General features: G+C 65.8%; 24 protein-coding genes. 14 read left to right on the forward strand and 10 right to left on the reverse strand.

Going from position 1 to position 23,745, the window contains the following annotated elements; genetic code table 11:
- The first annotated feature begins 133 nt into the window (after positions 1-133).
- The 5 genes from KHO22_RS13695 to KHO22_RS13715 all read left to right on the forward strand — a co-directional run bounded on the left by KHO22_RS13695 (position 134) and on the right by KHO22_RS13715 (position 5,728).
- Positions 134-1,231, forward strand: a complete 1,098-nt coding sequence (locus tag KHO22_RS13695) for a substrate-binding domain-containing protein (protein ID WP_211947692.1) — start codon at positions 134-136, stop codon at positions 1,229-1,231.
- Positions 1,232-1,335: 104 nt separating this feature from the next.
- Positions 1,336-1,947, forward strand: a complete 612-nt coding sequence (locus KHO22_RS13700) for a DUF4126 domain-containing protein (RefSeq protein ID WP_211947693.1) — start codon at positions 1,336-1,338, stop codon at positions 1,945-1,947.
- Positions 1,948-2,021: 74 nt separating this feature from the next.
- Positions 2,022-4,631: an ABC transporter permease gene (locus KHO22_RS13705; RefSeq protein WP_211947694.1), complete on the forward strand. Its 2,610-nt coding sequence runs from the start codon at positions 2,022-2,024 to the stop codon at positions 4,629-4,631.
- A 37-nt stretch (positions 4,632-4,668) separates the two neighbouring features.
- Entirely contained in the window at positions 4,669-5,088 is a 420-nt protein-coding gene (locus tag KHO22_RS13710) for a group II truncated hemoglobin (protein ID WP_211947695.1), read from the forward strand.
- A gap of 34 nt (positions 5,089-5,122) precedes the next feature.
- Positions 5,123-5,728 carry a DUF924 family protein gene (locus tag KHO22_RS13715; protein ID WP_211947696.1) on the forward strand — a complete coding sequence of 202 codons (606 nt, stop codon included), beginning with the start codon at positions 5,123-5,125 and terminating at the stop codon, positions 5,726-5,728.
- 33 nt (positions 5,729-5,761) lie between these two features.
- On the opposite strand, the gene KHO22_RS13720 is transcribed toward KHO22_RS13715, so the two are convergent.
- The 10 genes from KHO22_RS13720 to KHO22_RS13765 form a co-directional block, all read right to left on the reverse strand.
- A complete protein-coding gene (locus KHO22_RS13720) occupies positions 5,762-6,346 on the reverse strand; it encodes an LOG family protein (protein ID WP_211947697.1) in 585 nt (194 codons plus the stop codon).
- Positions 6,343-7,050: a TetR/AcrR family transcriptional regulator gene (locus KHO22_RS13725; protein ID WP_211947698.1), complete on the reverse strand. Its 708-nt coding sequence runs from the start codon at positions 7,048-7,050 to the stop codon at positions 6,343-6,345. Before KHO22_RS13725 ends, KHO22_RS13720 begins: the two co-directional genes overlap by 4 nt.
- A 112-nt stretch (positions 7,051-7,162) precedes the next feature.
- On the reverse strand, positions 7,163-7,648 hold the full coding sequence (locus KHO22_RS13730; RefSeq protein WP_211947699.1) for a diacylglycerol kinase: 486 nt from the start codon (positions 7,646-7,648) through the stop codon (positions 7,163-7,165).
- A complete protein-coding gene (locus tag KHO22_RS13735) occupies positions 7,575-8,702 on the reverse strand; it encodes a glycosyltransferase family 4 protein (protein ID WP_211947700.1) in 1,128 nt (375 codons plus the stop codon). Before KHO22_RS13735 ends, KHO22_RS13730 begins: the two co-directional genes overlap by 74 nt.
- A gap of 52 nt (positions 8,703-8,754) precedes the next feature.
- Positions 8,755-9,762 (reverse strand): UDP-2,3-diacylglucosamine diphosphatase, encoded by a 1,008-nt coding sequence (locus KHO22_RS13740; RefSeq protein ID WP_211947701.1) that lies wholly within the window; start codon positions 9,760-9,762, stop codon positions 8,755-8,757.
- Positions 9,763-9,878: 116 nt separating this feature from the next.
- The gene (locus KHO22_RS13745) at positions 9,879-10,856 is read right to left on the reverse strand and encodes an esterase/lipase family protein (protein WP_211947702.1); all 978 of its coding nucleotides are present in this window, start codon (positions 10,854-10,856) and stop codon (positions 9,879-9,881) included.
- Positions 10,853-11,389 carry an RDD family protein gene (locus KHO22_RS13750; RefSeq protein WP_211947703.1) on the reverse strand — a complete coding sequence of 179 codons (537 nt, stop codon included), beginning with the start codon at positions 11,387-11,389 and terminating at the stop codon, positions 10,853-10,855. The genes KHO22_RS13745 and KHO22_RS13750 overlap by 4 nt, the downstream gene beginning before the upstream one ends.
- Positions 11,390-11,503: 114 nt before the next feature.
- On the reverse strand, positions 11,504-12,271 hold the full coding sequence (locus KHO22_RS13755; RefSeq protein ID WP_211947704.1) for a DUF3106 domain-containing protein: 768 nt from the start codon (positions 12,269-12,271) through the stop codon (positions 11,504-11,506).
- A gap of 2 nt (positions 12,272-12,273) precedes the next feature.
- A complete protein-coding gene (locus KHO22_RS13760; RefSeq protein ID WP_211947705.1) occupies positions 12,274-12,711 on the reverse strand; it encodes a DUF3619 family protein in 438 nt (145 codons plus the stop codon).
- Positions 12,708-13,274, reverse strand: coding sequence for an RNA polymerase sigma factor (locus KHO22_RS13765; protein WP_211947706.1), 567 nt, complete (start codon positions 13,272-13,274; stop codon positions 12,708-12,710). Before KHO22_RS13765 ends, KHO22_RS13760 begins: the two co-directional genes overlap by 4 nt.
- Positions 13,275-13,621: 347 nt before the next feature.
- Between KHO22_RS13765 and KHO22_RS13770 the strand changes: the two genes are divergently transcribed.
- From KHO22_RS13770 to rpsO, 9 genes are all read left to right on the forward strand, one after another.
- Positions 13,622-15,385, forward strand: a complete 1,764-nt coding sequence (locus KHO22_RS13770; protein WP_211947707.1) for an acetolactate synthase 3 catalytic subunit — start codon at positions 13,622-13,624, stop codon at positions 15,383-15,385.
- Positions 15,385-15,876, forward strand: a complete 492-nt coding sequence (gene ilvN, locus KHO22_RS13775; RefSeq protein ID WP_211947708.1) for an acetolactate synthase small subunit — start codon at positions 15,385-15,387, stop codon at positions 15,874-15,876. Before KHO22_RS13770 ends, ilvN begins: the two co-directional genes overlap by 1 nt.
- 128 nt (positions 15,877-16,004) lie before the next feature.
- Complete coding sequence (gene ilvC, locus KHO22_RS13780) at positions 16,005-17,021, forward strand: ketol-acid reductoisomerase (RefSeq protein WP_211947709.1); 1,017 nt, start codon at positions 16,005-16,007, stop codon at positions 17,019-17,021.
- 250 nt (positions 17,022-17,271) lie between these two features.
- A complete protein-coding gene (locus KHO22_RS13785; RefSeq protein ID WP_211947710.1) occupies positions 17,272-17,925 on the forward strand; it encodes a phosphatidylserine decarboxylase in 654 nt (217 codons plus the stop codon).
- Positions 17,926-17,950: 25 nt separating this feature from the next.
- Positions 17,951-18,850 (forward strand): CDP-diacylglycerol--serine O-phosphatidyltransferase, encoded by a 900-nt coding sequence (gene pssA, locus KHO22_RS13790; RefSeq protein WP_211947711.1) that lies wholly within the window; start codon positions 17,951-17,953, stop codon positions 18,848-18,850.
- 130 nt (positions 18,851-18,980) lie between these two features.
- Positions 18,981-19,484, forward strand: a complete 504-nt coding sequence (gene lysM, locus KHO22_RS13795; RefSeq protein ID WP_211947712.1) for a peptidoglycan-binding protein LysM — start codon at positions 18,981-18,983, stop codon at positions 19,482-19,484.
- 317 nt (positions 19,485-19,801) lie between these two features.
- Positions 19,802-21,343, forward strand: a complete 1,542-nt coding sequence (locus tag KHO22_RS13800) for a 2-isopropylmalate synthase (RefSeq protein ID WP_211947713.1) — start codon at positions 19,802-19,804, stop codon at positions 21,341-21,343.
- A gap of 348 nt (positions 21,344-21,691) precedes the next feature.
- A complete protein-coding gene (locus tag KHO22_RS13805) occupies positions 21,692-22,942 on the forward strand; it encodes a branched-chain amino acid ABC transporter substrate-binding protein (RefSeq protein ID WP_211947714.1) in 1,251 nt (416 codons plus the stop codon).
- Between the two features lie 173 nt (positions 22,943-23,115).
- Positions 23,116-23,379, forward strand: coding sequence for a 30S ribosomal protein S15 (gene rpsO, locus KHO22_RS13810; RefSeq protein WP_211947715.1), 264 nt, complete (start codon positions 23,116-23,118; stop codon positions 23,377-23,379).
- Positions 23,380-23,745 lie beyond the last annotated feature (366 nt).

Below are 23,745 nucleotides of genomic sequence, written 5' to 3' on the forward strand. Positions count from 1 at the left end.
CTTTAGTTATGTTTCTAGAAACATAATTGCCATGGCCTGGCGGGTCATGGAGAATGCAGAAAACTACATGAAATGCGGGGTGATTCATTGTCAGTCAAGCCGATTCAATGTGTAAATATGCAGGGCAAAACATATGACATTCCGTTTTGACCTGTTCCCGGTGATTGCCGCGGACGACAACCCGCGTGCCAACGGCAAGGTGTTCCAGTTGCTCAAGGCCGTGCGCGAGACCGGTTCGCTGCATCGCGCGGCGCGCGAGATCGGCCTGTCCTACCGCCATGCCTGGGGCGTGATGCGGACCTGGGAGGCCATGCTCGGCCGTTCCGTGCTCGACATGGAACGCGGCCGCGGCGCGTCCCTGACGCGCTTTGGCGAACGCCTGCTGCGCGCCGAAATGCGGCTGCGCGAGACCATCGACCCCGCTGTGCAGCGCGCCATGGCCGAGTTCATTGCCGAACTCGACGACGCGGCCCAGCCCCAGACCAGCGTGCATTTTTCCGGCAGCCACGATCCCGCCATCGAGGTTCTTTCCGGTGCCCTCAGGGACCAGGCCCCCGGGCTGCAACTCGACACCGTGTTCTGCGGCAGCGTCGAAGGGCTGATCTGCCTGCAGGAACGGCAGTCGGAGCTGGCTGGGTTCTATGTTTCGCCGGTACAGACGGCGGGTTCCGTGGCGCACCTGACCCTGCGCAAGTGGCTGCGGCCCGCGTCTGTGCGCCTGCTGCGCCTGGCGTGGCGCGAGCAGGGCCTGATCGTGGCGCCCGATATGGTCGGCAGCATCCATGATCTGCATGATCTGGTGAGCACTCAGGCGCGTTTCGTCAACCGGCAGCGCAGTTCCGGTACGCGCATGCTGTTCGACCAGCTCCTGAACGCCCAGGGGCTCTATCCGGACCAGATCTCCGGCTACGACGAACCCGAATTCAGCAACGAAAAGGTGGCGGAAGCGGTCCATGCAGGGCGCGCGCAGGTCGGCTTCGGCCTGCGCATGAACGCCGAGGCGCTGGGCCTGGGCTTCGTGCCACTGACGCGCGAGGCGTACTACCTGGCGCTGCGCAAGAACGACCAGACCGCGGGCTGGATGTCGGGCCTGCTGGCTTTGCTGGCCGATCCCGCCTTCGCGCGCCGCATCGAGGCGTTGCCGGGCTACGCCATGGCCGAGCCCGCCGGCATCCTGACACCGCAGGAAGCGTTGCCGTGGTACGGGGCGGACGGCAAGGAGGGCAACTGAGCCGCTGGCTGCGCCGGCCGGACTGAGCCTGATTGCCGGCACGGCGTTCGCGCTACACTCCTTGCAATGGCCTGTGTCATCGTCCCGCCATTGCAAGGAGCCCCATGCTGGAAACCGCCGCGCTGGCCGCAGGCATGTCCTGGGCCAGCGGCTTTCGCCTCTACCTGGCTGTCCTGACTGCCGGCGCGCTCTCGCGGCTGGGCTGGCTGCACCTGCCACCCGGGCTGCAGGCGCTGGACTCCTGGTGGGTGATCGGCGTGGCGGCGGTGCTCGCGCTGGCGGAATTCATCGCCGACAAGGTCCCGGGCTTTGATTCGGTCTGGGACAGCATTCATACCTTCATACGCATTCCGGCCGGCGCCATCCTTGCCGCGGCGGCGTTCGGCCAGATGGACCCGCAGTGGATGGTCGCGGCGGGGCTGGTCGGCGGGACCCTGGCGGGCACGGCCCATGTTGCCAAGGCCGGCACGCGCGCGCTGATCAATGTCTCGCCGGAACCGTTTTCCAACTGGGCGGCCTCATTCACCGAGGACGTGACGGCAACCGGCAGCCTGCTGCTGTCCTTTTTCATGCCGGTGCTGTTCCTGGTCCTGCTGGCCGTCTTCCTGGTGATTGCCGTCTGGCTGCTGCCCAAGCTCTGGCGCGGCGTGCGCCGCCTGCATGCCACCTTGCGCAACCGCACGGATCGCCCGGGGCCGCCCGCAAGACGAACCTGACCGCCTGTCCCGGCCCCGCGCGCCGCCCGCTTGCCAGTCCGGCAGCGCCGTGAACGAGACTGGAACCACGACTGATGCCAACCGAGCCTGCTTCCGTGCCCGACACCGCCATTTCCCTACCCGTTGCTGCTGCCGTGCCGCAAGGACGCCGATTCTCCGCCTGGCGCCAGGCCCTGCGCATGGCGCGGCGCGACTGGCGGGCCGGCGAGCTTTACCTGCTGCTGTTTGCGCTGGTGCTGGCGGTCGCGGCGCTCACCAGCGTCGGCTTCCTCGCCGACCGCATGCGACTGGGGCTGGAGCGTGACGCGCGGCAGATGATCGCGGCGGATGTGCTGCTGGTGTCCGACCATCCGTTCGATGCCGCGTTTTCCAGCCATGCCGCCGAGACCGGACTGGCAGTGGCGCACACCGTGACCTTCCCGAGCATGGCGACGGCACGCCGGGTCGATGCCCCGGCCGGCGCTGATGCACCGAGCCAGCTCGCCGCGCTCAAGGCTGTCAGCCCCGGCTATCCGCTGCGCGGCAAGCTGAAGGTGGCCGCCACGCCCGGCGGGCCGGAGCAGGCCGCCGAAGGCATTCCGGCGCCCGGCACGGTCTGGGTGGACGAGGCGCTGCTCGGTGCGCTGGGGCTGCGCGTGGGCGATGCCCTGCAGCTTGGCAGCCGCACGTTTCGCATCGACCGTATCGTCACGCAGGAACTCGATCGTGGCGCGGGCTTCATGAATTTCGCGCCGCGCGTGCTGATGCCGCTATCCGATCTCGACAGCACCGGCCTGATCGGCTGGGGCAGCCGCGTGAGCTACCGCCTGCTGGTCGCGGGCCCCGACGCCGCGGGCCGTGCCTACCAGCGCTGGGCGGCCGGGGAGATCGAACGCCTCAAGCTGCGCAACACACGCGTGGAATCGCTCGAATCGGGGCAGCCGCAGATGCGCGCCACGCTGGACCGCGCCGAACGCTTCCTGTCGCTGGTCGCCGTGCTGTCGTCGATGATCGCCGCGGTGGCGATCGCCATGTCGGCGCGCCGCTATATGCAGCGGCACACCGACGCGTGCGCGGTCTACAAGTGCATGGGGCTGTCGCGCCGGCAGATCCTGGCGGCCTTCGGCATCGAGTTCCTGTTGCTCGGCGCGGCGGGCGCCATGGTGGGCGTGGTGCTGGGCTACCTGGCGCACTACGGGCTGCTGCTGTCGCTGGGCGGATTGCTGCAGGTCTCGCTGCCGCAGCCGTCGTTGTTGCCGGCCGTCGTGGGCGTGCTGGCAGGGCTCGTGCTGCTGGCGGGCTTTGCCCTGCCGCCGTTGCTCGCGCTGACGCGCATCGCGCCGCTGCGCGTGCTGCGCCGTGATATCGGGCCGCCGCCGGTGTCGGCGTGGGCGGCCTACGCGCTGGGCCTGGGCGCCTTCGTCGCGCTGCTGCTGGTGGCGGCGCGCGACCTGCGGCTCGGGCTGACGACCGCCGGCGGGTTTGCCGCGTCCGGCGCCGTGTTTGCGCTGCTGGCGCTGGGGCTGCTGATGCTGCTGTCGCGCGCGCTGCGTGGCCGGCTGGCCGGCCGGTCCGCCGTGGGCTGGCGCTTCGCGCTGGCCGTGCTGGAGCGGCGCCGCGCCGTGACCGTGCTGCAGACCGTGGCCCTTGCCGTGGGCCTGATGGCGCTGCTGCTGCTCGGCATGACGCGCAACGACCTGGTCGATTCGTGGCGCAACGCGACGCCGGCCGATGCGCCCAACCGCTTCATCATCAACATCCAGCCCGACCAGCGCGAGCCGCTGCGCGGCATGCTGGCCGCAGCGGGCATCCATGACCTGCTGTACCCGATGGTGCGCGGCCGCCTCACGCAGATCGGCGAACGTCCGGTCCGTGCGGACAGCTACGCCGAAGGGCGCGCGCGCAACCTGGTCGAGCGCGAGTTCAACCTGTCCTATACCGAGGCGCTGCCCGAAGGCAACCGGGTGGTGGCCGGACACTGGCTCAATGGCTCCGGCGCGGGCGCCTCGGTCGAGGAGGGCATCGCCAAAACGCTCGGCATCCGGCTCGGCGATACCTTGCGCTTCGACGTCGCCGGCCAGACCGTGCAGGCGCCCGTGACATCGCTGCGCAAGCTCGACTGGGGATCGATGCGCGTCAATTTCTTCGTGATCCTGCCGCCGGCCGCCATGCAGGGGCTGCCCGAGACCTACATCACCGCCTTCCACCTGCCGACCGCGAGCGCGGCACTTGGCAACCGGCTGATCGCGGCCTTTCCCAACATCACCATGGTCAACACCGACCTGATCCTGCGGCAGATCCAGGCGGTGCTGGACCAGGTCATCGCCGCGGTGGAATTCCTCTTCGTGTTCACGCTGGCAGCCGGCGTGACGGTGCTGTACGCGGCACTGTCCGGCGCGCGCGACGAGCGCATGCGCGATGCCGGCCTGCTCAAGGCGCTGGGGGCGTCGGCCGCGCAGGTCAGGCAGACGCAGTACGCGGAGTTCCTGGTGGTCGGCGGCCTCGCCGGCTTGCTGGCCAGTCTTGGCGCGATCGCGGTCGGCTGGGGGCTGTCCCAGCACGTCTTCGACTTTCCCTATCGCTTCAATCCGTGGATCGTGCCGATCGGCGTGGTTTCTGGCATGCTGTGCGCTTTTGCGGGCGGATGGCTGGGCCTGCGCGATGTGCTGCGCCAGCCGGCGCTGGCGACATTGCGTGATGCGTGATGCCCTGGCGTCCGGTCCGCGCTTTGCGAGTATCTGAATGAGCACCGAACCCGAATCGACCGGCAAGGCCGGCACCGAGGCCACCGCCTTCGACCTGATCGGCGGCGAAGCGCGCGTGCGCGAACTGGTGGATCGCTTCTACGACCTGATGGACCTGGAACCCGAGTTCGCCGGGCTGCGCGCGCTGCATCCGCCTTCGCTGGACGGATCGCGCGACAAGCTGTTCTGGTTCCTGTGCGGCTGGCTGGGCGGTCCCAACCATTTCATCGATCGCTTTGGCCATCCGCGCCTGCGCGCGCGCCATATGCCGTTCGAGATCGGCATCAGCGAGCGCGACCAGTGGATGCGCTGCATGGCGCTGGCGATGCAGGACATCGGCCTGTCCGAGGACCTGCAGATGCGCCTGATGAAGGCCCTGTTCGAGACCGCCGACTGGATGCGCAACGTGGCCCGCTGAAGCGGCCCGGATCACCTCAAGAGAGGGTAGGACGATGCAAGACAAGTTGCCCGAAGCCGCCCACGAACTGCTGGAGTTCTGGTTCGGCCACCATGGCTCGCCGGTCTGGAATACGGAACGACGCGAATGGTTCACCAAGTCCGCGGCGTTCGACGACGTGATCCGCTCGCGCTTCCTGACGCTGTGGGAGACGGCGCACTCCGGCGACCCCGATGACGGCGAGGACTGGTGCGCCACGCATGAAGGCGCCTGCGCCCGCGTGGTGCTGCTGGACCAGTTCCCCCGCAACCTGTTCCGCAACGACCCGCGCTGCTTCGCGACCGACGCCCAGGCACTGGCGCTGGCACGGCGGATCGTTGAAGGCGGCATGGACCGCGAACTGCCGACCGGCTACCACCGCATGTTCTGCTACCTGCCGTTCGAGCACTCGGAGTCGCTGCAGGACCAGGACGAGAGTGTCCGGCTGACGACGCAGCTGCGCGAGGATACGGCGGGGAAGGTAGATGTGGTGGACTGGGCGGAAAAGCATCGCGTGGTCATCGCGCGCTTCGGTCGTTTTCCGCACCGCAATGCCATCCTGGGCCGGCAGAGCACGCCGGAGGAACTGGCTTTCCTGAAGGAGCCGGGCTCGAGGTTCTGAGCGCCGCAGCTTGCCCGGCCCCGGGACCTTGCTTCAGGTCTCGTCGCGGCGTTCCTGCCACTTGTCGACAATCTCGCGCGGGGCGTTGCCCAGCTTGCCGAGCAGCGCGGCCGGCGTGTCGGCCACGTGCAGCAGGTCGGCGTGCACCCGCTTGAGGAAGCCTTCCTGCACCGCGTGCGAAAGGAAGCCCAGCATGCCGTCATAGAAGCCCGCCACGTTGAGCAGGCCGACCGGCTTGGCATGGTAGCCGAGCTGCAGCCACGTGAAAGTCTCGAACAGCTCCTCGAAAGTCCCCACGCCGCCGGGCATGGCGATAAAGGCATCGGCGCGGTCGGCCATCATCTGCTTGCGCTCGTGCATATTGCGCACCACATGCAGTTCGGTCAGGCCGCGGTGGCCAACTTCCTTTTGCATCAGCGCGTCGGGGATGATGCCGATGGCGGTGCCGCCGTGCTCCAGCACGGCATCGGCAACCATGCCCATCAGGCCGACCTTGCCGCCGCCATAGACCAGCGACATATCGTTTTCCACCAGGGCCTTGCCGAGCGCTCGGGCGGCCTGGGCATACTCGGGGCGGTGGCCGGGGCTGGAACCGCAATACACGCAAACGGATTTCACTGCTTGTCCTTGTCTGACGGGTTTTCCTGGAGTGCCCTGGACGCGGCGTATTCGCGCGCGAGCTGGTCGAACGCCTCGCGTGCGCGGCCGCGCAGGTAAGGTGCCAGGATCGAGAAGATGTGGTAGCTGGAGCCGTGCAGGTAGCCGCGGATCTGCGCGGGGTCGTTGTACTGGCGCGGATGCTGCACGAACTGGAACGACAGCCAGTAAGTGGCGATCACGACGATGTTGGTGCAGATCGCCTCGACCTGCTCCGGCGTGGCTTCCATCTCGCCATCGTCGATGAACTGGTTGCAGATCTCCAGCGCAAAGCGCTTCTTCTGCCCGACGATGCGCTTGAAGTTGGTCTCCAGCATGCGGTTGCGCGCAAGCAGGTCGTTGATGTCCCGGTACAGGAAGCGGTAGTTCCACAGGAACTCCGACATGTACTGCAGGTAGCCCCAGCTCTCGTCCAGCGTGGCCTTGTGGTCCTCGGGCAGCTTCAGGCGTCGTTCCATCTCCTGCTCGAAGCGCACGAAGATGGAATTGATGATGTCGTCCTTGTTGCGGAAGTGGTAGTAGAGATTGCCGGGGCTGATCTCCATGGCTTCCGCAATGGTGGTGGTGGTGACGTTGGGTTCGCCGACATCGTTGAACAGGCGCAGCGAGACGTCGAGGATGCGGTCCCTCGTGCGGCGGGGACCGGTTTGCGGTTTGGGTTCCATGGGCGTCCGGGCGATCGGTGAATCGGGGCAGGGTAGCGATTATAAGCAATCGGCCCGGCCTGCCTTTTGCGCCTCCTGTGTTCGCCGTCTGTGTTCCCCGCGCCCCGGGGGCTCAGCCTGCCAGCTGGCGCAACCAGTGCATGACGTGCGGCCCGGCAATCGCGATCCACGTGCCGCCGCAGAGGATCAGCGCCAGCATGACCGCGGCGCTGCCGAAATCCTTGGCGCGTTTGGACAGGCTGTGGCGCTCCAGCGAGATGCGGTCGATTGCCGCCTCGACGCTCGAGTTCAGCAGCTCCACCATCAGCACCACCAGCAGCGTGCCGAGCAGCATGATGCGCTCGACCGTGCCGACGGGCAGCACGAAGGCGCATGGCGCCAGGATCGCCACCAGCGTCAGCTCCTGGCGGAACGCGCTTTCCTCGAGCACGGCGTAGCGCAGCCCGGACAGGGAGTTGATCGCGGCATGCCAGGCACGGGCCAGGCCGCGATTGCCCTTGTGCGGGTTCTGCTCGATCGAGTAATCACTGCTTGGCGGGCGAGGTGCCTGCCCCCGCAGCGACGGATCGGACGGCAGCGGCTGAGGTGGTTTCGGCATGGTTCTGCGAGGCTGGTTGGATTGGCACTTCGCCCGCGCTGCCGGTACTGCCGTCGGCCGATAACGGACGCAGGTGCGCCAGGAACTGCTCGGAGGCGGCACGCCACGAGAACCGCTCGGCATGGGCGCGGGCGGTCGTGCGGTCGATGCGCAGCGCTTCCAGGCAGGCTTCACGCAAGTCTTCGTGCATCACGCCGGCCGGGCTGTCGCCAAGCACGTCGATCGGGCCGGTCACGGGATAGGCCGCCACCGGCAGCCCGCTGGCCAGAGCTTCCAGAAGCACCAGTCCGAAGGTATCGGTGCGGCTGGGAAACACGAAGACGTCAGCCGAAGCATACACCCTGGCCAGTTCCGGCTGGCTCAGCACGCCGAGGTAGTTGGCACCCGGATAACGCGCGCGCAGCGAGCCCAGCGCGGGGCCGTCGCCGACCACCCATTTGGATCCTGGCAGGTCGAGTGCCAGGAAGGCCTCCACGTTCTTTTCCACGGCCACGCGGCCGACATAGAGGAAGATCGGATGCGCGGTGTTGAGCACGTTGACGCGTTGCGTCTTGAAGACGTCCAGGTCCACGCCGCGGGTCCACAGCACGCAGTGTCCGATGCCGTAGCGCTGCAGGTCATCCAGCACCACGGGCGTCGGCGCCATCACGGCCTGCGCGGGGCCGTGGAACCAGCGCAGGAAGCGGTACGTCCACGACAGCGGGATGCCGAAGCGCGCCTGCACGTACTCCGGGAAGCGCGTGTGGTAGGCCGTGGTGTACGGCATTTCGCGGCGCAGCGCATAGCGGCGCGCGGCCATGCCCAGCGGGCCCTCGGTGGCGATATGCAGGGCGTCCGGCGCAAAGTCGCGGATGCGCTGCGCCACGCGCGCCGACGGCAGCAGCGACAGGCGGATCTCGGGATAGGTCGGGCACGGGATTGTGCGGAATTCCAGCGGCGTGATCATGTCCACCGTGTGGCCCATGGCCTCCAGCTCGCGGCGGGTCGACTTGAGCGTGCGCACCACGCCATTGACCTGCGGTTCCCAGGCATCGGTGACGATCAGGATCTTCATGCGGACTCCTCGGTGGTGTGGCCGCGTTCTTGAAATGGCGGGATCGGGCGGGTCAGCCGGTGATGGCCGCCGCGCGGCGGCGCTTGCGCGGCGGGGCCTGAGGCGGGTCAAGCAGCATGGTCCAGTAGACGATCTTCAGCTCGCCCTCCATGGTCTCGACCAGCGCGGACAGGCTTTCGACCCAGTCGCCATCGTTGCAGTAGAGCTGGCCGTTCACGTCGCGGATCTCTGCCTTGTGGATATGGCCGCACACCACGCCGTCGCAGCCGCGCCGGCGCGCCTCGTCGACCATGGCGTGCTCGAACGAGCTGATGTAGTTGACCGCGTTCTTGACCTGGTGCTTCAGGTACTGCGACAGCGACCAGTAAGGAAAGCCGAGCCGTGCGCGGACGCGGTTGAAGTGGCGGTTCATCGCCAGGATCACCGTGTACAGCGAATCACCGAGGTAGGCGAGCCAGCGCGCGTGCTGCACCACGCCGTCGAACAGGTCGCCGTGCACGACCCAGAGGCGCTTGCCGGTGGCCGTCACGTGGACGGCTTCCTCGCGCACCGTGATGTCGCCGAACGCCAGGCCGTCGAACTGTCGGGCGACTTCGTCGTGGTTGCCGGGCACGTAGATGACTTCGGTACCCTTGCGCGCCTTGCGCAGCAGCTTCTGCACTACGTCGTTGTGGCTCTGCGGCCAGTACCAGCCGCGCCGGAGCTGCCAGCCGTCGATGATGTCGCCGACCAGGTAGAGCCGTTCGGATTCGTTGTGCTTGAGGAAATCGAGCAGGTAGTCGGCCTGGCAGCCGGCGGTGCCCAGGTGGATGTCGGACAGCCAGATCGCGCGGTACTGCTGGATCGGGTGCGGCTCGGGCGGGAAGTGCTGGCTGGCATCGGACGGTGGTGCCAGCGCGGGAAGGGCGGGGGGGGCGGGGGGCTCGGCCGGCGGCGGCACGAAGGCCGCGAGCGCGGCCATGCGCGACAGGATCTGCGAGAGTTCGGGATCAGGGCTGCCACGCAGCCTGTGCGAGACTCCCGACAGAATTCCGAGTGCGGATCGGATTGCTTGAACCATGGTGGCCCCGATGACGGCGATGGCTGCATTCAGCCAGTACGCCATGACGGAGCCGTGACGGAAACATGAATGACATATGAAACGTTGCCGCCATCCGACAGCACTGCGCCGGGGTATCAGGACGCTGTTGCGCGCAGCGAGGCCAGCGCTTCGAGCACGGCCGTGATGGCCCGCGGATCGCGCAGCAGCGATACGTGGCCGATACCTGTCAGCGTCTTGTGCTGCGCGCCATCCAGCCAGCTGGTACACGGCGGCCCGGCGATGGAGTCGTGCCAGCTGAAGATCGATACCAGGCGCGTGCGCAAGGCAGGTGCCTCGGCTTCGGCCAGAGCGCTCAGCCAGGGGCTGCCGCAGCGCATCTGCCAGCTATTGCGGCCGGCTCCGAAGCGGGCCAGTGCGCAGCCGTGGTGCGGGGTGCCAAGCGTGACGATGCCGGCGCAGGTGTTCTCGCCGGAGCGCGCCCGCGCCGCCCGCGCCACGAGGCCGCCCATGCTGTGGCATACCAGCAGCGGGGGCTGGCCGGTACTTGCCTTGATCTGGCCGATATGGCGCCCCAGGGCGTCGGCATAGTCGTCGAGATCACCGAGGACTGGCTCCAGGTCGATCGCTTCGCAGGGGTAGCCGGCGGCCGCCAGCGCGGGTTGCAGGTCCAGCCAGACGGCATGGTTGCAGGCGTAGCCGTGCACCAGCAGCACGGTGGGCATCGGGCGCGCTGCGAACGTGTCCGCAGGCTGCACGTACCGGCGGTGAGAGCAGAACGGCTGCAGCCAGTTGAACATGCGGAATACCGCGATGTACTCATTGGCAAAGCACCGGATCGCCTGGGCGGGCCGCAGCGGCAGCCTGCCGCTGGCAAGCCCGGCCGGCGCGGGAGGAGGGCGCTGGTGGCGCGCGACGCCGGTACCGCGACGCGTCATGGCGAAGGCCAGTCCGATGCCCACGGCAAGTCCGGCCAGCACCGCCGCGATGCCGGCAAGCAGTGCCACCGGCCAGGTCCAGCCAGCGTGCTGCGTCAGTTGCCAGCCGATGCCGGCCGCCGTGACCGCCTGCAGCATTACCGCGACGCGACGTGCGCCGGCGGCGCCCAGGGTCATGGGCGCGGTGGTCGCAGGTCGGCCAGGCGCGTGCGCGCCAGGCGGTCATGCAGGAACTGGCGGCGCGGGTCCAGCCAGGCCAGCAGGATCCACACGAGGAGCCCGGCGCAGAGCACGCCGACGAACGGACCTTTCACCAGGCCGAGCCAATGCCCGAGGGCGGCCGAAGGCGGCAGCCACAACCAGGCGAGCACGTAGCGCAGCGCCGCCTGCGGCCAGCGCGGCGGCTCACCCCGGGCGGTCTCGATCCGCATGCGCCAGGTCTGCATGGCCAACGTCTGGCCGCTACGCTGCCAGAACCACGTGAAGTAGAACCCCATGACCACGAAGCTCCAGCCCTGGATCGCGTAAGGGGTGTCCAGCCCAAGCTTCTGCAGCATCGGGCGGACCAGCAGGAACAGCGCCGTCGAGGCGCTCATCACGCCGAACAGCAGCACACCCTCGTACAGCATGCAGGCGATGCGGCGGCTCAACGGCGGGGCGGGCGGATGGGAGGCGGTGGCGGACGACGGAGCGAGGGTAGCGGCAGGCATGGCACGGAAACGGGTGACCTTGGGACCTTGGGCAGGCGGTCCGGCGCTGACCAAGCCTGGCCCGGTCACGTGCGGAATCCGGCGATTATGCCAAATGCCCGTCCGCGGGTCGCTTTACTGCCGGATGGTGCTGTCGGCCTGGGTGGCGGCAGCGGCTTCGGACCCGCCTTCCGGCACGGCCGGCGGTGCGGGGGATGCCGGGGCGTTCGCCGGCGGCGATGCGGCGGGAACGGCGGGCGCGGCAACCGATGCGTCGGCGGTACCGGCCTTGGCGGCGGCCGCCGAGGCCGGCCTGGCGGTCAGCGCGGCGGGCTTCTTGTCCTGGTGAATCTGGCGACTGGTGTCGCTGGGCAGGCGCTTGCCACTGGGCAGCGCGCTGACGGCGCCTGGCCGGTGCGGCACGTGCTCGGCGGCAGCCAGCTTCTTCTTCTGCTCTTCGGGCAACTGCTGGTACTTGTCCCAGGCCTCGGTTTTCTTTTCCGCCGGCAGGGCTCGCGTGATCTGGTAATTCTCACGCGCAAGGCGGCGCTGCTGCGGCGTCATCTTGACCCACTCGGCCATCCGGGTCTGCAGTCGCGCCTGCTCGTCCGGCGAAAACTTCGGGTAGCGTTCGGCAATACGCAGCCACTTGCGCCGGTTGAATTCGGGTAGCGTGTCCCATAGTGGCTGCATCGGCCCCAGGATGCGCTGCTGGACGGGTGTGAGTTCCGACCACGCGGGGTGTGCATTGACAGCCTGCGTGGCCTGCGGCGCTGACGCCGGCCCTTGCGCATGGGCGGAGGGCGGTGTCAGGCACCAGATGGCGGCGGCACAGAAACCCGACAGCAGAAGGGTTTCCAGCCGGCGGCGTGTTGCGTCGGAGCGGGAAGTCGCGCGGGCCATGTCTATTGCCCGCGCTTCAGGAACACGTGGAAGCCCTGGTCGGCGTATGCCGTGGGGGGGAGGTCGTCGAGCAGCATGGCAGCATCGATGTCCGCCAGTTCCTCGACGCGTTTCTGTTGCTGCCAGTGATAGATGCCGATCAGGCCGGCGCCGAGCGCGACCAGGGCCCAGACCAGCGCGCCCCGCTTCAGCCAGGCACCGACCCGGTGCAAGGCCGAGTCGTCTTCATCGTCGAACGACGGCACGTGGTGGCCGGTCGGCATGGCAAATTGCGGCACGCGCACCGGGGCCTCGGCCTTCTTGTGGGCCAGCGCCATGCGGCGCGCGGCCGCCAGCCGCTCGCTCACACCGGCCGGCAAGTCGTCGGCGGATGCGTCGAGTGCAGCGCGAACCTCATGCGCGAAGCGTAGTTCCTGAATTTCTCTGTCGTTTCTGCTCATAGTCGAACCCCCCGTGCGCGCAATGCTTGCGCCAGGGTATGCGTGGCACGGGAACAGTGCGTCTTGACGCTGCCTTCTGAGCACCCCATGACCGCGGCGGTTTCGGCGACGTCCATATCCTCCCAGTAACGCATCAGGAATGCCTCGCGTTGACGCGTCGGCAAACGCTGGATTTCCTGCTCGATGATGTGCATCACCTGTGCCCGCTCGACCTTGTCGGCGCTGCTCTCGGCTGATTGGGAGCCGGCCTGGGCTTCGAGCGTATCGAGCAGGTCGTTGTCGTCACCATCCCGTTCGTCGCGCAGCGTCGAAAAGAGCGACACCCAGGTGTTGCGCACCTTCTGGCGGCGGAACCAGTCGTGAATGGTGTTCTGGAGGATGCGCTGGAACAGCGGGGGCAATTCCGCGGCGCTCTTGTCGCCGTATTTTTCCGCCAGCTTGATCATGGCGTCCTGGACGATGTCCAGCGCGGCTTCGTCGTCGCGCACGGCAAAGACCGCCTGCTTGAAGGCGCGCCGCTCAACGCTGGCGAGAAAATCGGACAGTTCCTGGTCGGTAGCCATGCAGGCGGGTGAAAGACGGTATCTCTATGCTGGTGGATGTGCTGCGAACGGCTCGCGGCGTACCCGGAGTGGTGCGATGCTAGCAAAAAACAAGTGGCCATGACCACTTCTGTATTGTCCCTAATACAAGAACCTACCTCCAAAGTGCCGGCCGGAGAACTCAAAAAAGACCGTAGACCGCGCTGGTGCATTGCAGTATCATCGACGGTTCACACGACATCAGTGGTTGTCTCATCCGGCCGCTTATGAGGCGGTCTTCCATGCAGACGCGCACCGCTTGAACCCGAGCCACAAGCCCGGCAGAGAGCATCCAAACAATTTTTTGCCGAAAATTGCAAAGGACTGAAATGAACATGCCCAGCGCGGAATTCTCCCACGCAGACAGCAATTCATCTGCCGCACCCGAAATGATCGGGGCGGAAATTCTCGTTCACGCACTTGCCGAAGAAGGCGTCGAGTACGTCTGGGGCTACCCCGGCGGCGCAGTGCTGTATATCTACGACGAGCTCCACAAGCAAACGAAGTTCGAGCACATCCTGGTGCGCCACGAGCAGGCCGCGGTCCATGCCGCAGACGGCTATGCGCGGGCAACCGGCAAGGTGGGCGTTGCCCTGGTGACCTCGGGTCCCGGCGTGACCAATGCCGTCACGGGGATTGCCACCGCGTATCTCGATTCGATCCCGATGGTGGTGATCACCGGCAACGTGCCGACCCACGCGATCGGCCAGGATGCCTTCCAGGAATGCGATACCGTCGGGATTACCCGGCCGATCGTCAAGCACAACTTCCTTGTGAAGGACGTGCGCGACCTCGCTTCGACCATCAAGAAGGCGTTCTACATTGCCTCCACCGGCCGTCCGGGCCCGGTGGTCGTGGACATTCCCAAGGATGTCTCGCGCAACACCTGCAAGTACGAGTACCCCAAGTCCATCGACATGCGCTCGTACAGCCCGGTGAACAAGGGGCATTCGGGACAGATCCGCAAGGCCGTGGCGCTGCTGCAGGGCGCGGAGCGTCCGTACATCTACGCTGGCGGCGGCGTAGTGCTGGCGAACGCCAGCGAGGAACTGCGCCAGCTGGCCGCCATCACGGGCCACCCGGTCACCAACACGCTGATGGCCCTGGGCGCGTTCCCCGGCAGCAGCAAGCAGTTCGTCGGCATGCTCGGCATGCACGGCACGTACGAGGCCAATATGGCCATGCAGGACTGCGACGTGCTGATTGCCATCGGCGCGCGTTTCGATGACCGCGTGATCGGCAATCCGGCGCACTTCGCCTCGCAGGCGCGCAAGATCATCCACATCGACATCGACCCGTCGTCGATCTCGAAGCGCGTGAAGGTGGACATCCCCATCGTCGGCAATGTCAAGGACGTGCTGCAGGAACTGATCGCCCAGCTCCAGGCCAGCGACATCAAGCCCAAGCGCGAGGCCCTGGCCAAGTGGTGGGAGCGGATCGAGCAATGGCGTTCGGTGGACTGCCTCAAGTACGACCGAAGCTCCGAGATCATCAAGCCGCAGTACGTGGTCGAGAAGATCTGGGAACTGACCAAGGGCGATGCCTTCATCTGCTCCGACGTCGGCCAGCACCAGATGTGGGCCGCGCAGTTCTACAAGTTCAACGAGCCGCGCCGCTGGATCAACTCCGGTGGCCTGGGCACGATGGGCGTGGGCCTGCCGTATGCCATGGGTATCAAGAAGGCGTTCCCGGAGAAGGAAGTCGTCACCATCACGGGTGAGGGCTCGATCCAGATGTGTATCCAGGAACTGTCGACCTGCCTGCAGTACGACACGCCGGTCAAGATCTGCTCGCTCAACAACGGCTACCTGGGCATGGTGCGCCAGTGGCAGGAAATCGAATACGACAACCGCTACTCGCATTCCTACATGGATGCACTGCCTGACTTCGTGAAACTGGCCGAGGCCTATGGCCATGTCGGCATGCGCGTGGAAAAGACGTCCGACGTCGAGCCGGCGCTGCGCGAGGCCTTCCGCCTGAAGGACCGAACCGTGTTCCTGGACTTCCAGACCGATCCCACCGAAAACGTCTGGCCGATGGTCCAGGCGGGCAAGGGCATTTCGGAAATGCTGCTCGGCGCGGAGGACCTGTAATGCGACACATCATTTCGGTCCTGCTGGAAAACGAACCAGGCGCGCTGTCGCGCGTGGTCGGCCTGTTCTCGGCTCGCGGCTACAACATCGAGACGCTGACGGTGGCGCCCACCGAAGACGCGTCGCTGTCGCGCATGACGATCGTCACGACCGGTTCGGATGACGTGATCGAACAGATCACCAAGCACCTGAACCGCCTCGTGGAAGTGGTGAAGGTGGTCGACCTGACCGAGGGCGCGCACATCGAACGCGAGCTGATGCTTGTGAAGGTGCGCGCGGTCGGCAAGGAGCGCGAGGAAATGAAGCGCACCGCCGACATCTTCCGTGGCCGCATCATCGACGTCACCGAGAAGACCTACACCATCGAGCTGACCGGCAACGGCGTCAAGCTCGATGCGTTCCTCGATGCCATCGACCGCACCGCCATCCTCGAGACCGTCCGTACCGGCGGCTCGGGCATCGGCCGCGGCGAGCGCATCCTGAAGGTCTGACCGGGACGTCCCGCAACGCACGCTGAAAGTTTTCGCAGTATCCCCCCGGGCGGTGCGATCCGGACGCACACGAGATGCGCCTGATGATGCCGCCTCCTCATACAAAGATCGAGACTGAAGGAATTATCATGAAAGTGTTTTACGACAAGGACGCCGACCTCTCCCTGATCAAGGGCAAGAACGTCACCATCATCGGCTACGGCTCGCAAGGCCACGCCCACGCGCTGAACCTGAAGGATTCGGGCGTGAACGTGACGGTCGGCCTGCGCAAGAGCGGCGCGTCGTGGAACAAGGCCGCCAACGCCGGCCTGCAGGTGAAGGAAGTGGCCGAGGCCGTGAAGGGCGCCGACGTGGTCATGATCCTGCTGCCGGACGAGCAGATCGCCGACGTGTACAAGAACGAAGTGCACGCCAACATCAAGGAAGGCGCCGCGCTGGCCTTCGCCCACGGCTTCAACGTGCACTACGGTGCCGTGGTGCCGCGCGCCGATCTGGATGTCATCATGATCGCGCCGAAGGCCCCGGGCCACACCGTGCGCGCCACCTACACCCAGGGTGGCGGCGTGCCGCACCTGATCGCCGTGCACCAGGACAAGTCCGGCGCCGCCCGTGACATCGCCCTGTCGTACGCCACCGCCAACGGCGGCGGCCGTGCCGGCATCATCGAGACCAACTTCCGCGAAGAAACCGAAACCGACCTGTTCGGCGAGCAGGCTGTGCTGTGCGGCGGCACCGTCGAGCTGATCAAGGCTGGCTTCGAAACGCTGGTGGAAGCCGGCTACGCGCCGGAAATGGCCTACTTCGAGTGCCTGCACGAGCTGAAGCTGATCGTCGACCTGATCTACGAAGGCGGCATCGCCAACATGAACTACTCGATCTCGAACAACGCGGAATACGGCGAATACGTCACCGGCCCGCGCGTCGTGACCGAAGAGACCAAGAAGGCGATGAAGCAGTGCCTGAAGGACATCCAGACCGGCGAGTACGCCAAGAGCTTCCTGCTGGAAAACAAGGCTGGCGCCCCGACCCTGTCGTCGCGCCGCCGCCTGAATGCCGAGCACGAGATCGAGGTGGTTGGCGAGAAGCTGCGCGCCATGATGCCCTGGATCGCCAAGAACAAGATGGTCGACCAGTCGAAGAACTAAGCTGCCTGCGAGCTTGAGGGTCGTGCCGCCCGACGGGTGGTACGGCCACGGCCGTTCAGTGTCTCGTGGATGCCTTCTATAGTGGGAAGGGATTCGCGGGGCCTGAACGGCTTTTTGTTATCCTTGTCAGACTTTGGGCGGAGCGTGCCTTATCCTGCTCCGCATTGGTGCCGTCGGGCCCGCCAGTGGCCGCGTCTGCCGCAGCTGAGTGCGCGATCGTACCTTTTCCTCTCAACCAAACAAGCACTGCATGAACTATCCTCATCCGCTGATCGCCCGTGAAGGCTGGCCATTCCTGGCCGGCGCCTTTCTCATCTCGCTGCTGGTGCATGCCAGCGCGGGTTTCTGGTGGGCATTGCCGTTGTGGATCATCACGCTGTTCGTGCTCCAGTTTTTCCGTGATCCGCCGCGGCCGATCCCCGCGCAACCGAATGCCGTGCTGGCACCCGCCGACGGGCGTATCGTCTCGGTGGAAAAAGTGCAGGACCCCTATGCCGGCCGTGAAGCGCTGAAGATCAGCGTGTTCATGAACGTGTTCAACGTGCATTCGAACCGTGCCTCGGTTGACGGCAAGGTCGAGAAGCTCGAATACTTTCCGGGCAAGTTCGTCAACGCCGACCTGGACAAGGCATCGACAGAAAATGAACGCAACGCGGTGGTGATCCGCCGCGCCGTTGACGGCCAGATCGTGACGCTGGTGCAGGTGGCTGGCCTGGTGGCACGCCGCATCCTGTGCTACACCAGGGTGGGCGAAAACCTGTCGCGCGGCCAGCGCTATGGTTTTATCCGTTTCGGTTCCCGGGTGGACGTCTACCTGCCGCTGAGTGCGCGGCCGCGTGTCACCATCGGCGAAAAGGTGTCGGCATCGTCGACGATCCTCGCCGAGCTGGACGAACTGAAGTAAGCGACCACCAGACAGGAGCGCTGTAATGGTTGCCTTCCACCGACGCAACAAGCGGATTTCCAATGGCAACGTGACGCACCTGCGTCCGTTCCGCCACAACCAGCTGCGCGGCGCGGACGACCTGGACGACGACGATGCCGCCGATGACCAGGACATTGTCTACGAGCGCCCACGCCCGCGCCGGCGCGGTATCTACCTGCTGCCCAATGCGTTCACCACGGCAGCGCTGTTCGCGGGCTTCTTTGCCATCGTGCAGGCCATGAACATGCGTTTCGACGTGGCGGCCATCGCCATCTTCGCGGCGATGGTGCTCGATGGCATGGACGGGCGCGTGGCGCGCATCACCAATACGCAGAGCGCATTCGGCGAACAGTACGACTCGCTGTCAGACATGACGTCGTTCGGCGTGGCGCCTGCCCTGGTGATGTACGAATGGATCCTGCACGACCTGGGCAAATGGGGCTGGATAGCAGCCTTTGTCTATTGCACCTGCGCGGCGCTGCGGTTGGCGCGCTTTAACGCCAATATCGGTGTGGTCGACAAGCGCTTTTTCCAGGGCCTGCCGAGCCCTGCCGCAGCCGCGCTCGTGGCGGGCTTTGTCTGGCTTGTCATCGACAACAAGCTGCCGGTCAAGGAGCTGTGGATGCCGTGGGTGGCGTTCGGCATCACCTTGTATGCCGGGCTGTCGATGGTGTCGAACGCACCGTTCTACAGCGGCAAGGCGCTCGATGTCCGCTACCGCGTGCCGTTCGGCATGATGGTGCTGGTTCTCGTGCTGTTCGTGCTGGTATCGACCGACCCGCCGGTCGCACTGTTTGCGCTGTTTGTCGCGTACGCGATCTCAGGCTACGTACTGTGGGCCTGGCGAGGCATCCACGGCCAACCCGGGGTAGCGAAGCGGACGCGCGATAGCGGTAATCACTAAGCGACGCGAAGAGGGAGGGGCGCTGCGGCGCCCTTCGTGCTTTGCGGACGCGGCTTCACCGGTTCCGGATTGCCATGGCTGCAACCGTGGCATGCATTCTGTGTTTTCCACTCACCGTCAGGAGGATGTCATGGGCATGTTCGACTTCATCAAGGAAGCGGGGGAAAAGCTGTTCGGCACCGGCGAGGCCAAGGCTGCGCAGGACGCCGCGGCGGCCGACGCATCGGCCGAGAAGGTGGATGCGGCCAACCGGGCTGCCGGCGATGCCATCGAGGCGTACATCAGGAAGATGGGACTCGACGCCACCGGGCTGATGGTGCAAGTGGATGGCTCCCAGGGGCTGGTGACCGTGTTCGGCGTGGCCCCTGACCAGGCCACGCGCGAAAAGATCATCCTGTGCTGCGGCAACGTCGAAGGCGTGGACAAGGTGGAAGACAAGATGTCGGTCAACGTGGAGTCGTCCGAGTCGCAGTGGCACACCGTGGTCAAGGGCGACACGCTGTGGGCGATCTCGCAGGCAGCCTATGGCAACGGCGCCGAATACAACCGCATCTTCGAGGCCAACACGCCGATGCTGTCGCATCCCGACAAGATCTATCCCGGCCAGAAACTGCGGATCCCGCCGAAGGGCTGAGGCCGGCACCCGCCGCGCCCGTGATTCCCCGTCTTGCACGCGCGCGGCAACTCCGCTATATTCGTTGCCATGATTTCGCGCCAAGCCCTACTCGCCCGCACCACCCTAGGTGGCCTACTAGGCCATCAGGTCGGGACGCGCGTGCGCTAAGGCTACCCATACCTTAGCGCGGAATCACCAAGGAATTTTCCAACGCCCCGGCCTGCATCGATGCACGCCGGGGCGTTTTGCATTCCCGCATCAGGGATGCGCGGAACAGGCGATACCCGGCGACACGATGGCGGGGACAGCACACGATAAAGCCCAGGAGCTCCACAATGTCTGACAAACTCATCATTTTCGACACCACCTTGCGCGATGGCGAGCAATCGCCCGGCGCCTCGATGACGCGCGAGGAGAAGATCCGCATTGCGAAGCAGCTGGAGCGGCTGAGGGTCGACGTGATCGAGGCTGGCTTTGCGGCGAGTTCCAATGGCGACTTCGAAGCCATCCGGTCGATTGCCCAGGTCGTCAAGGACTCGACCATCTGCTCGCTGGCCCGCGCCAACGACAAGGACATCGCCCGCGCTGCCGAGGCCCTCAAGCCCGCCAATTCCTTCCGTATCCATACGTTCATCGCCACCTCCGCGCTGCACATGGAAAAGAAGCTGCGCATGACGCCGGACCAGGTGTACGAGCAGGCTCGCCTGGCCGTGCGCTTTGCGCGCCAGTTCACGGACGATATCGAATTTTCGCCGGAAGACGGCAGCCGCTCGGACATGGATTTCCTGTGCCGCGTGCTCGAAGGCGTGATCGCCGAAGGCGCGACCACCATCAACCTGCCCGATACCGTGGGCTACGCGGTGCCGGAGGGCTACGCCGACCTGATCCGTTCGGTGCGCGAGCGCATCCCCAACTCCGACAAGGCGGTGTGGTCCGTCCATTGCCACAATGACCTCGGCATGGCGGTGGCGAACTCGTTGGCAGCGGTGAAGCTGGGCGGCGCGCGCCAGATCGAGTGCACGATCAACGGCCTGGGCGAGCGCGCCGGCAATACCAGCCTCGAAGAAGTCGTGATGGCCGTGAAGACCCGCCGCGACTACTTCAACCTCGACGTCGGCGTCGATACGACGCAGATCGTGCCGGCCTCGAAGCTGGTGTCGCAGATCACCGGTTTCGTGGTGCAGCCGAACAAGGCCGTGGTGGGCGCCAACGCGTTCGCGCATGCCTCGGGAATCCACCAGGACGGCGTGCTGAAGGCGCGCGACACCTACGAGATCATGCGTGCCGAGGACGTGGGCTGGAGCGCCAACAAGATCGTGCTGGGCAAGCTGTCGGGCCGCAACGCGTTCAAGCAGCGCCTGCAGGAACTGGGCGTCGAGCTCGAAAGCGAAGCCGAGGTCAATGCCGCCTTCGGCCGCTTCAAGGAACTGGCCGACCAGAAGTCGGAGATCTTCGATGAAGACATCATGGCCATCGTCTCGAACGAGGCCCAGCATGACGCCAACGAGCACTACCGCTTCATCTCGCTGTCGCAGCGCTCGGAAACCGGTGAGCGTCCGCGTGCCCGCGTGGTCTTCAACATGGACGGCCAGGAGCACGCTGGCGAAGGCGAGGGCAACGGTCCGGTGGATGCCACGCTGCACGCGATCGAGTCGCAGGTGCACAGCGGCGCCGAGATGGTGCTGTATTCGGTGAATGCCATCACCGGCGGTACCGAGGCGCAGGGGGAGGTGACGGTGCGCCTGTCCAAGGCCGGCCGTATCGTCAACGGCGTCGGTACCGACCCGGATATCGTGGCGGCCTCGGCGAAGGCCTACCTGGCCGCGCTGAACAAGCTGCACGACAAGGCCGTCCAGAAGATCAACCCGCAGATCTGATTTTCAGACCCGCATCCTGGCGCCGCTCCTATCCGGAGTGGCGCCGGCGGCGAAGGGCCTATCCGGCCTGAGCGCCAGAACCAGCCCGCCGGCCACCATACGTGGTCCGCGGGCTGTTTTCATGTGAGAGCCCCCTTACCTGCGCCGTCGGGCCGGCTCGTACCGTGGATCCGACGTGATCTGCGGCTGCAAGTCATGCCCGCTGACGTGCATCATGCACGCCTTTTTACCGCAAACTTTCGGCAAGTCCGCGCATGGACTCCGCATCCTGCTGGGGCGACGCGGCGTTGCGAATTGCGGCGGCGCGGGCACTGCCGTACCATGCGCCCTTTCGTGGAGAGACATGGCATGTGGAAACTGGCGAAGGGCTGGCTGGCGGCTGGCCTGATGTGGTTGGCAGCGGGAGCCCAGGCGCAGGAGCCGATCCGGCTCGGCATGATCGACGGGCTGTCCGGGCCGTTCGCCAATGCCGGCGACGCCGTGGTCCGAAACCTGCGCATCGCGATCGAGCGGATCAATGCACGGGGCGGAGTGAAGACGGCTCAGGGCAAGCGTCCCATGGAGCTGGTTACCTTCGACAGCAAGGGCAATGTCGACGAAAGCCTGATCCAGTTCCGCGGCCTCGTGGACAAGGGCATTCCTTTTGTCCTGCAGGGCAACAGCTCCGCGGTGGCGAGCGCGCTGGTCGCGGCCATCAACCGCCACAATGCGCGGCAGCCCGACGCTCGGGTGTTGTTCCTGAACTATTCGGCCGTCGACCCCAGCCTGACCAACGAAAACTGCAGCTTCTGGCATTTCCGCTTTGACGCCAGCGCCGACATGCGCATGCAGGCACTGGCCGAAGTCATCCGGCAGGACCGCGCGGTGCGCCGGGTCTACCTGATCAACCAGGACTACAGCTTCGGCCATCAGGTGTCGCGCTCCGCGCGCGACATGCTGGCGGCCAAGCGGCCGGACGTGCAGTTTGTCGGCGATGAATTCCACCCGATCGGCAAGATCAAGGACTTTGCGCCCTACATCGCCAAGATCAGGGCCAGCGGGGCTGACGCCGTGGTGACCGGAAACTGGGGCAATGACCTTACCCTGATGGTCAAGGCTGCGCGCGAAGGCGGCCTCCAGGCAAAGTTCTATACCTTCTACGGCAATGGACTCGGCGCACCCGCCGCGATGGGCGATGCCGGCGTGGGCCGTGTGCTGGCCGTGGCCGAATGGCACCCGAACGTGGGTGGCGCGGCCTCGGACGCCTTCTATGAACAGTTCCGCGCCCGCTACCCCGAGCCGAGGGACGATTACGTGCACCTGCGCATGCAGATGATGGTGGAAATGCTGGCGCGCGCGATCGAGAAGGCCGGCTCGACCGATGCCGTGCAGGTTGCCCTTGCGCTGGAGAACATGCGCTACGTCAACGACTTCCATGAGGCCACCATCCGCACCGAGGACCACCAGGTACTGCAGCCGCTCTATGTCTCGGTCATGGAGCGGCGGGGCGGCGCCGTGCGATTCGACAACGAGGGCTCCGGCTACGGCTTTCGCACGGTGCGCAAGCTCAAGACGGCCCAGACCACACTGCCGACGACGTGCCGCATGCAGCGCCCATAGCGCCCTGTGCCTGGGGGCCGAAGGCGAGGCTGGCCCCCGGTAAGCCTTTCCGCTATAATCCGCGGCTGTCGTCACCCGGTATTGCCGGCGTGAGGGCAGATGCCAGTTTATGCATGGCACGACGCAAGCGGCGCATCCCGCGCTGTGGCGTTCGCAAGTGAAAGGAAATCATCATGGCAATCGCCAACAAGTCCGAAGTCATCAAGCAGTTCGCCCGTGGCGCCAACGACACTGGCAGCCCCGAAGTTCAGGTGGCCCTGCTGACCACCCGCATCAACGACCTGACCCCGCACTTCAAGGCCAACATGAAGGACCACCACAGCCGCCGCGGCCTGCTGCGCATGGTGAGCCGTCGTCGTCGCCTGCTGGACTACCTGAAGTCCAACGACGCTGATCGTTACCGCGCCCTGATCGAAAAGCTGGGCCTGCGCAAGTAAGGATTGGCTGGCATGGCAGCGCGATTCCAGGGTTTGCACGGTTTCGCGTGATGCCTCGATGCCTGCTTCAGCATTGCTGGGGCAGGCATTTTGCATTTCTGGCCGGCCAACGCGTGCCTGCCTCGAAATGCAGCACGTTGATGAGTGATCTTCGCTTCACTGGACTTGGGGGAATTCCGATCCGCCGGTCCCCCGTTGCGGCAAGCCCCGCAACGGAGTAAGTTGCTCTTTTTCATGGGTTTCAAATCCGGATCGGCCAAGGAAACAGGGCTTTGTGTCATTCCAGCGCGGCATCGGCAACGGTGCCGCGCTGGAATGGCATAGCACTTCCCTGCGACTGCGACCAATTCCGGCAGTTAGCCTGCG

Source organism: Cupriavidus yeoncheonensis (assembly GCF_905397275.1).
Taxonomy (GTDB): domain Bacteria; phylum Pseudomonadota; class Gammaproteobacteria; order Burkholderiales; family Burkholderiaceae; genus Cupriavidus; species Cupriavidus yeoncheonensis.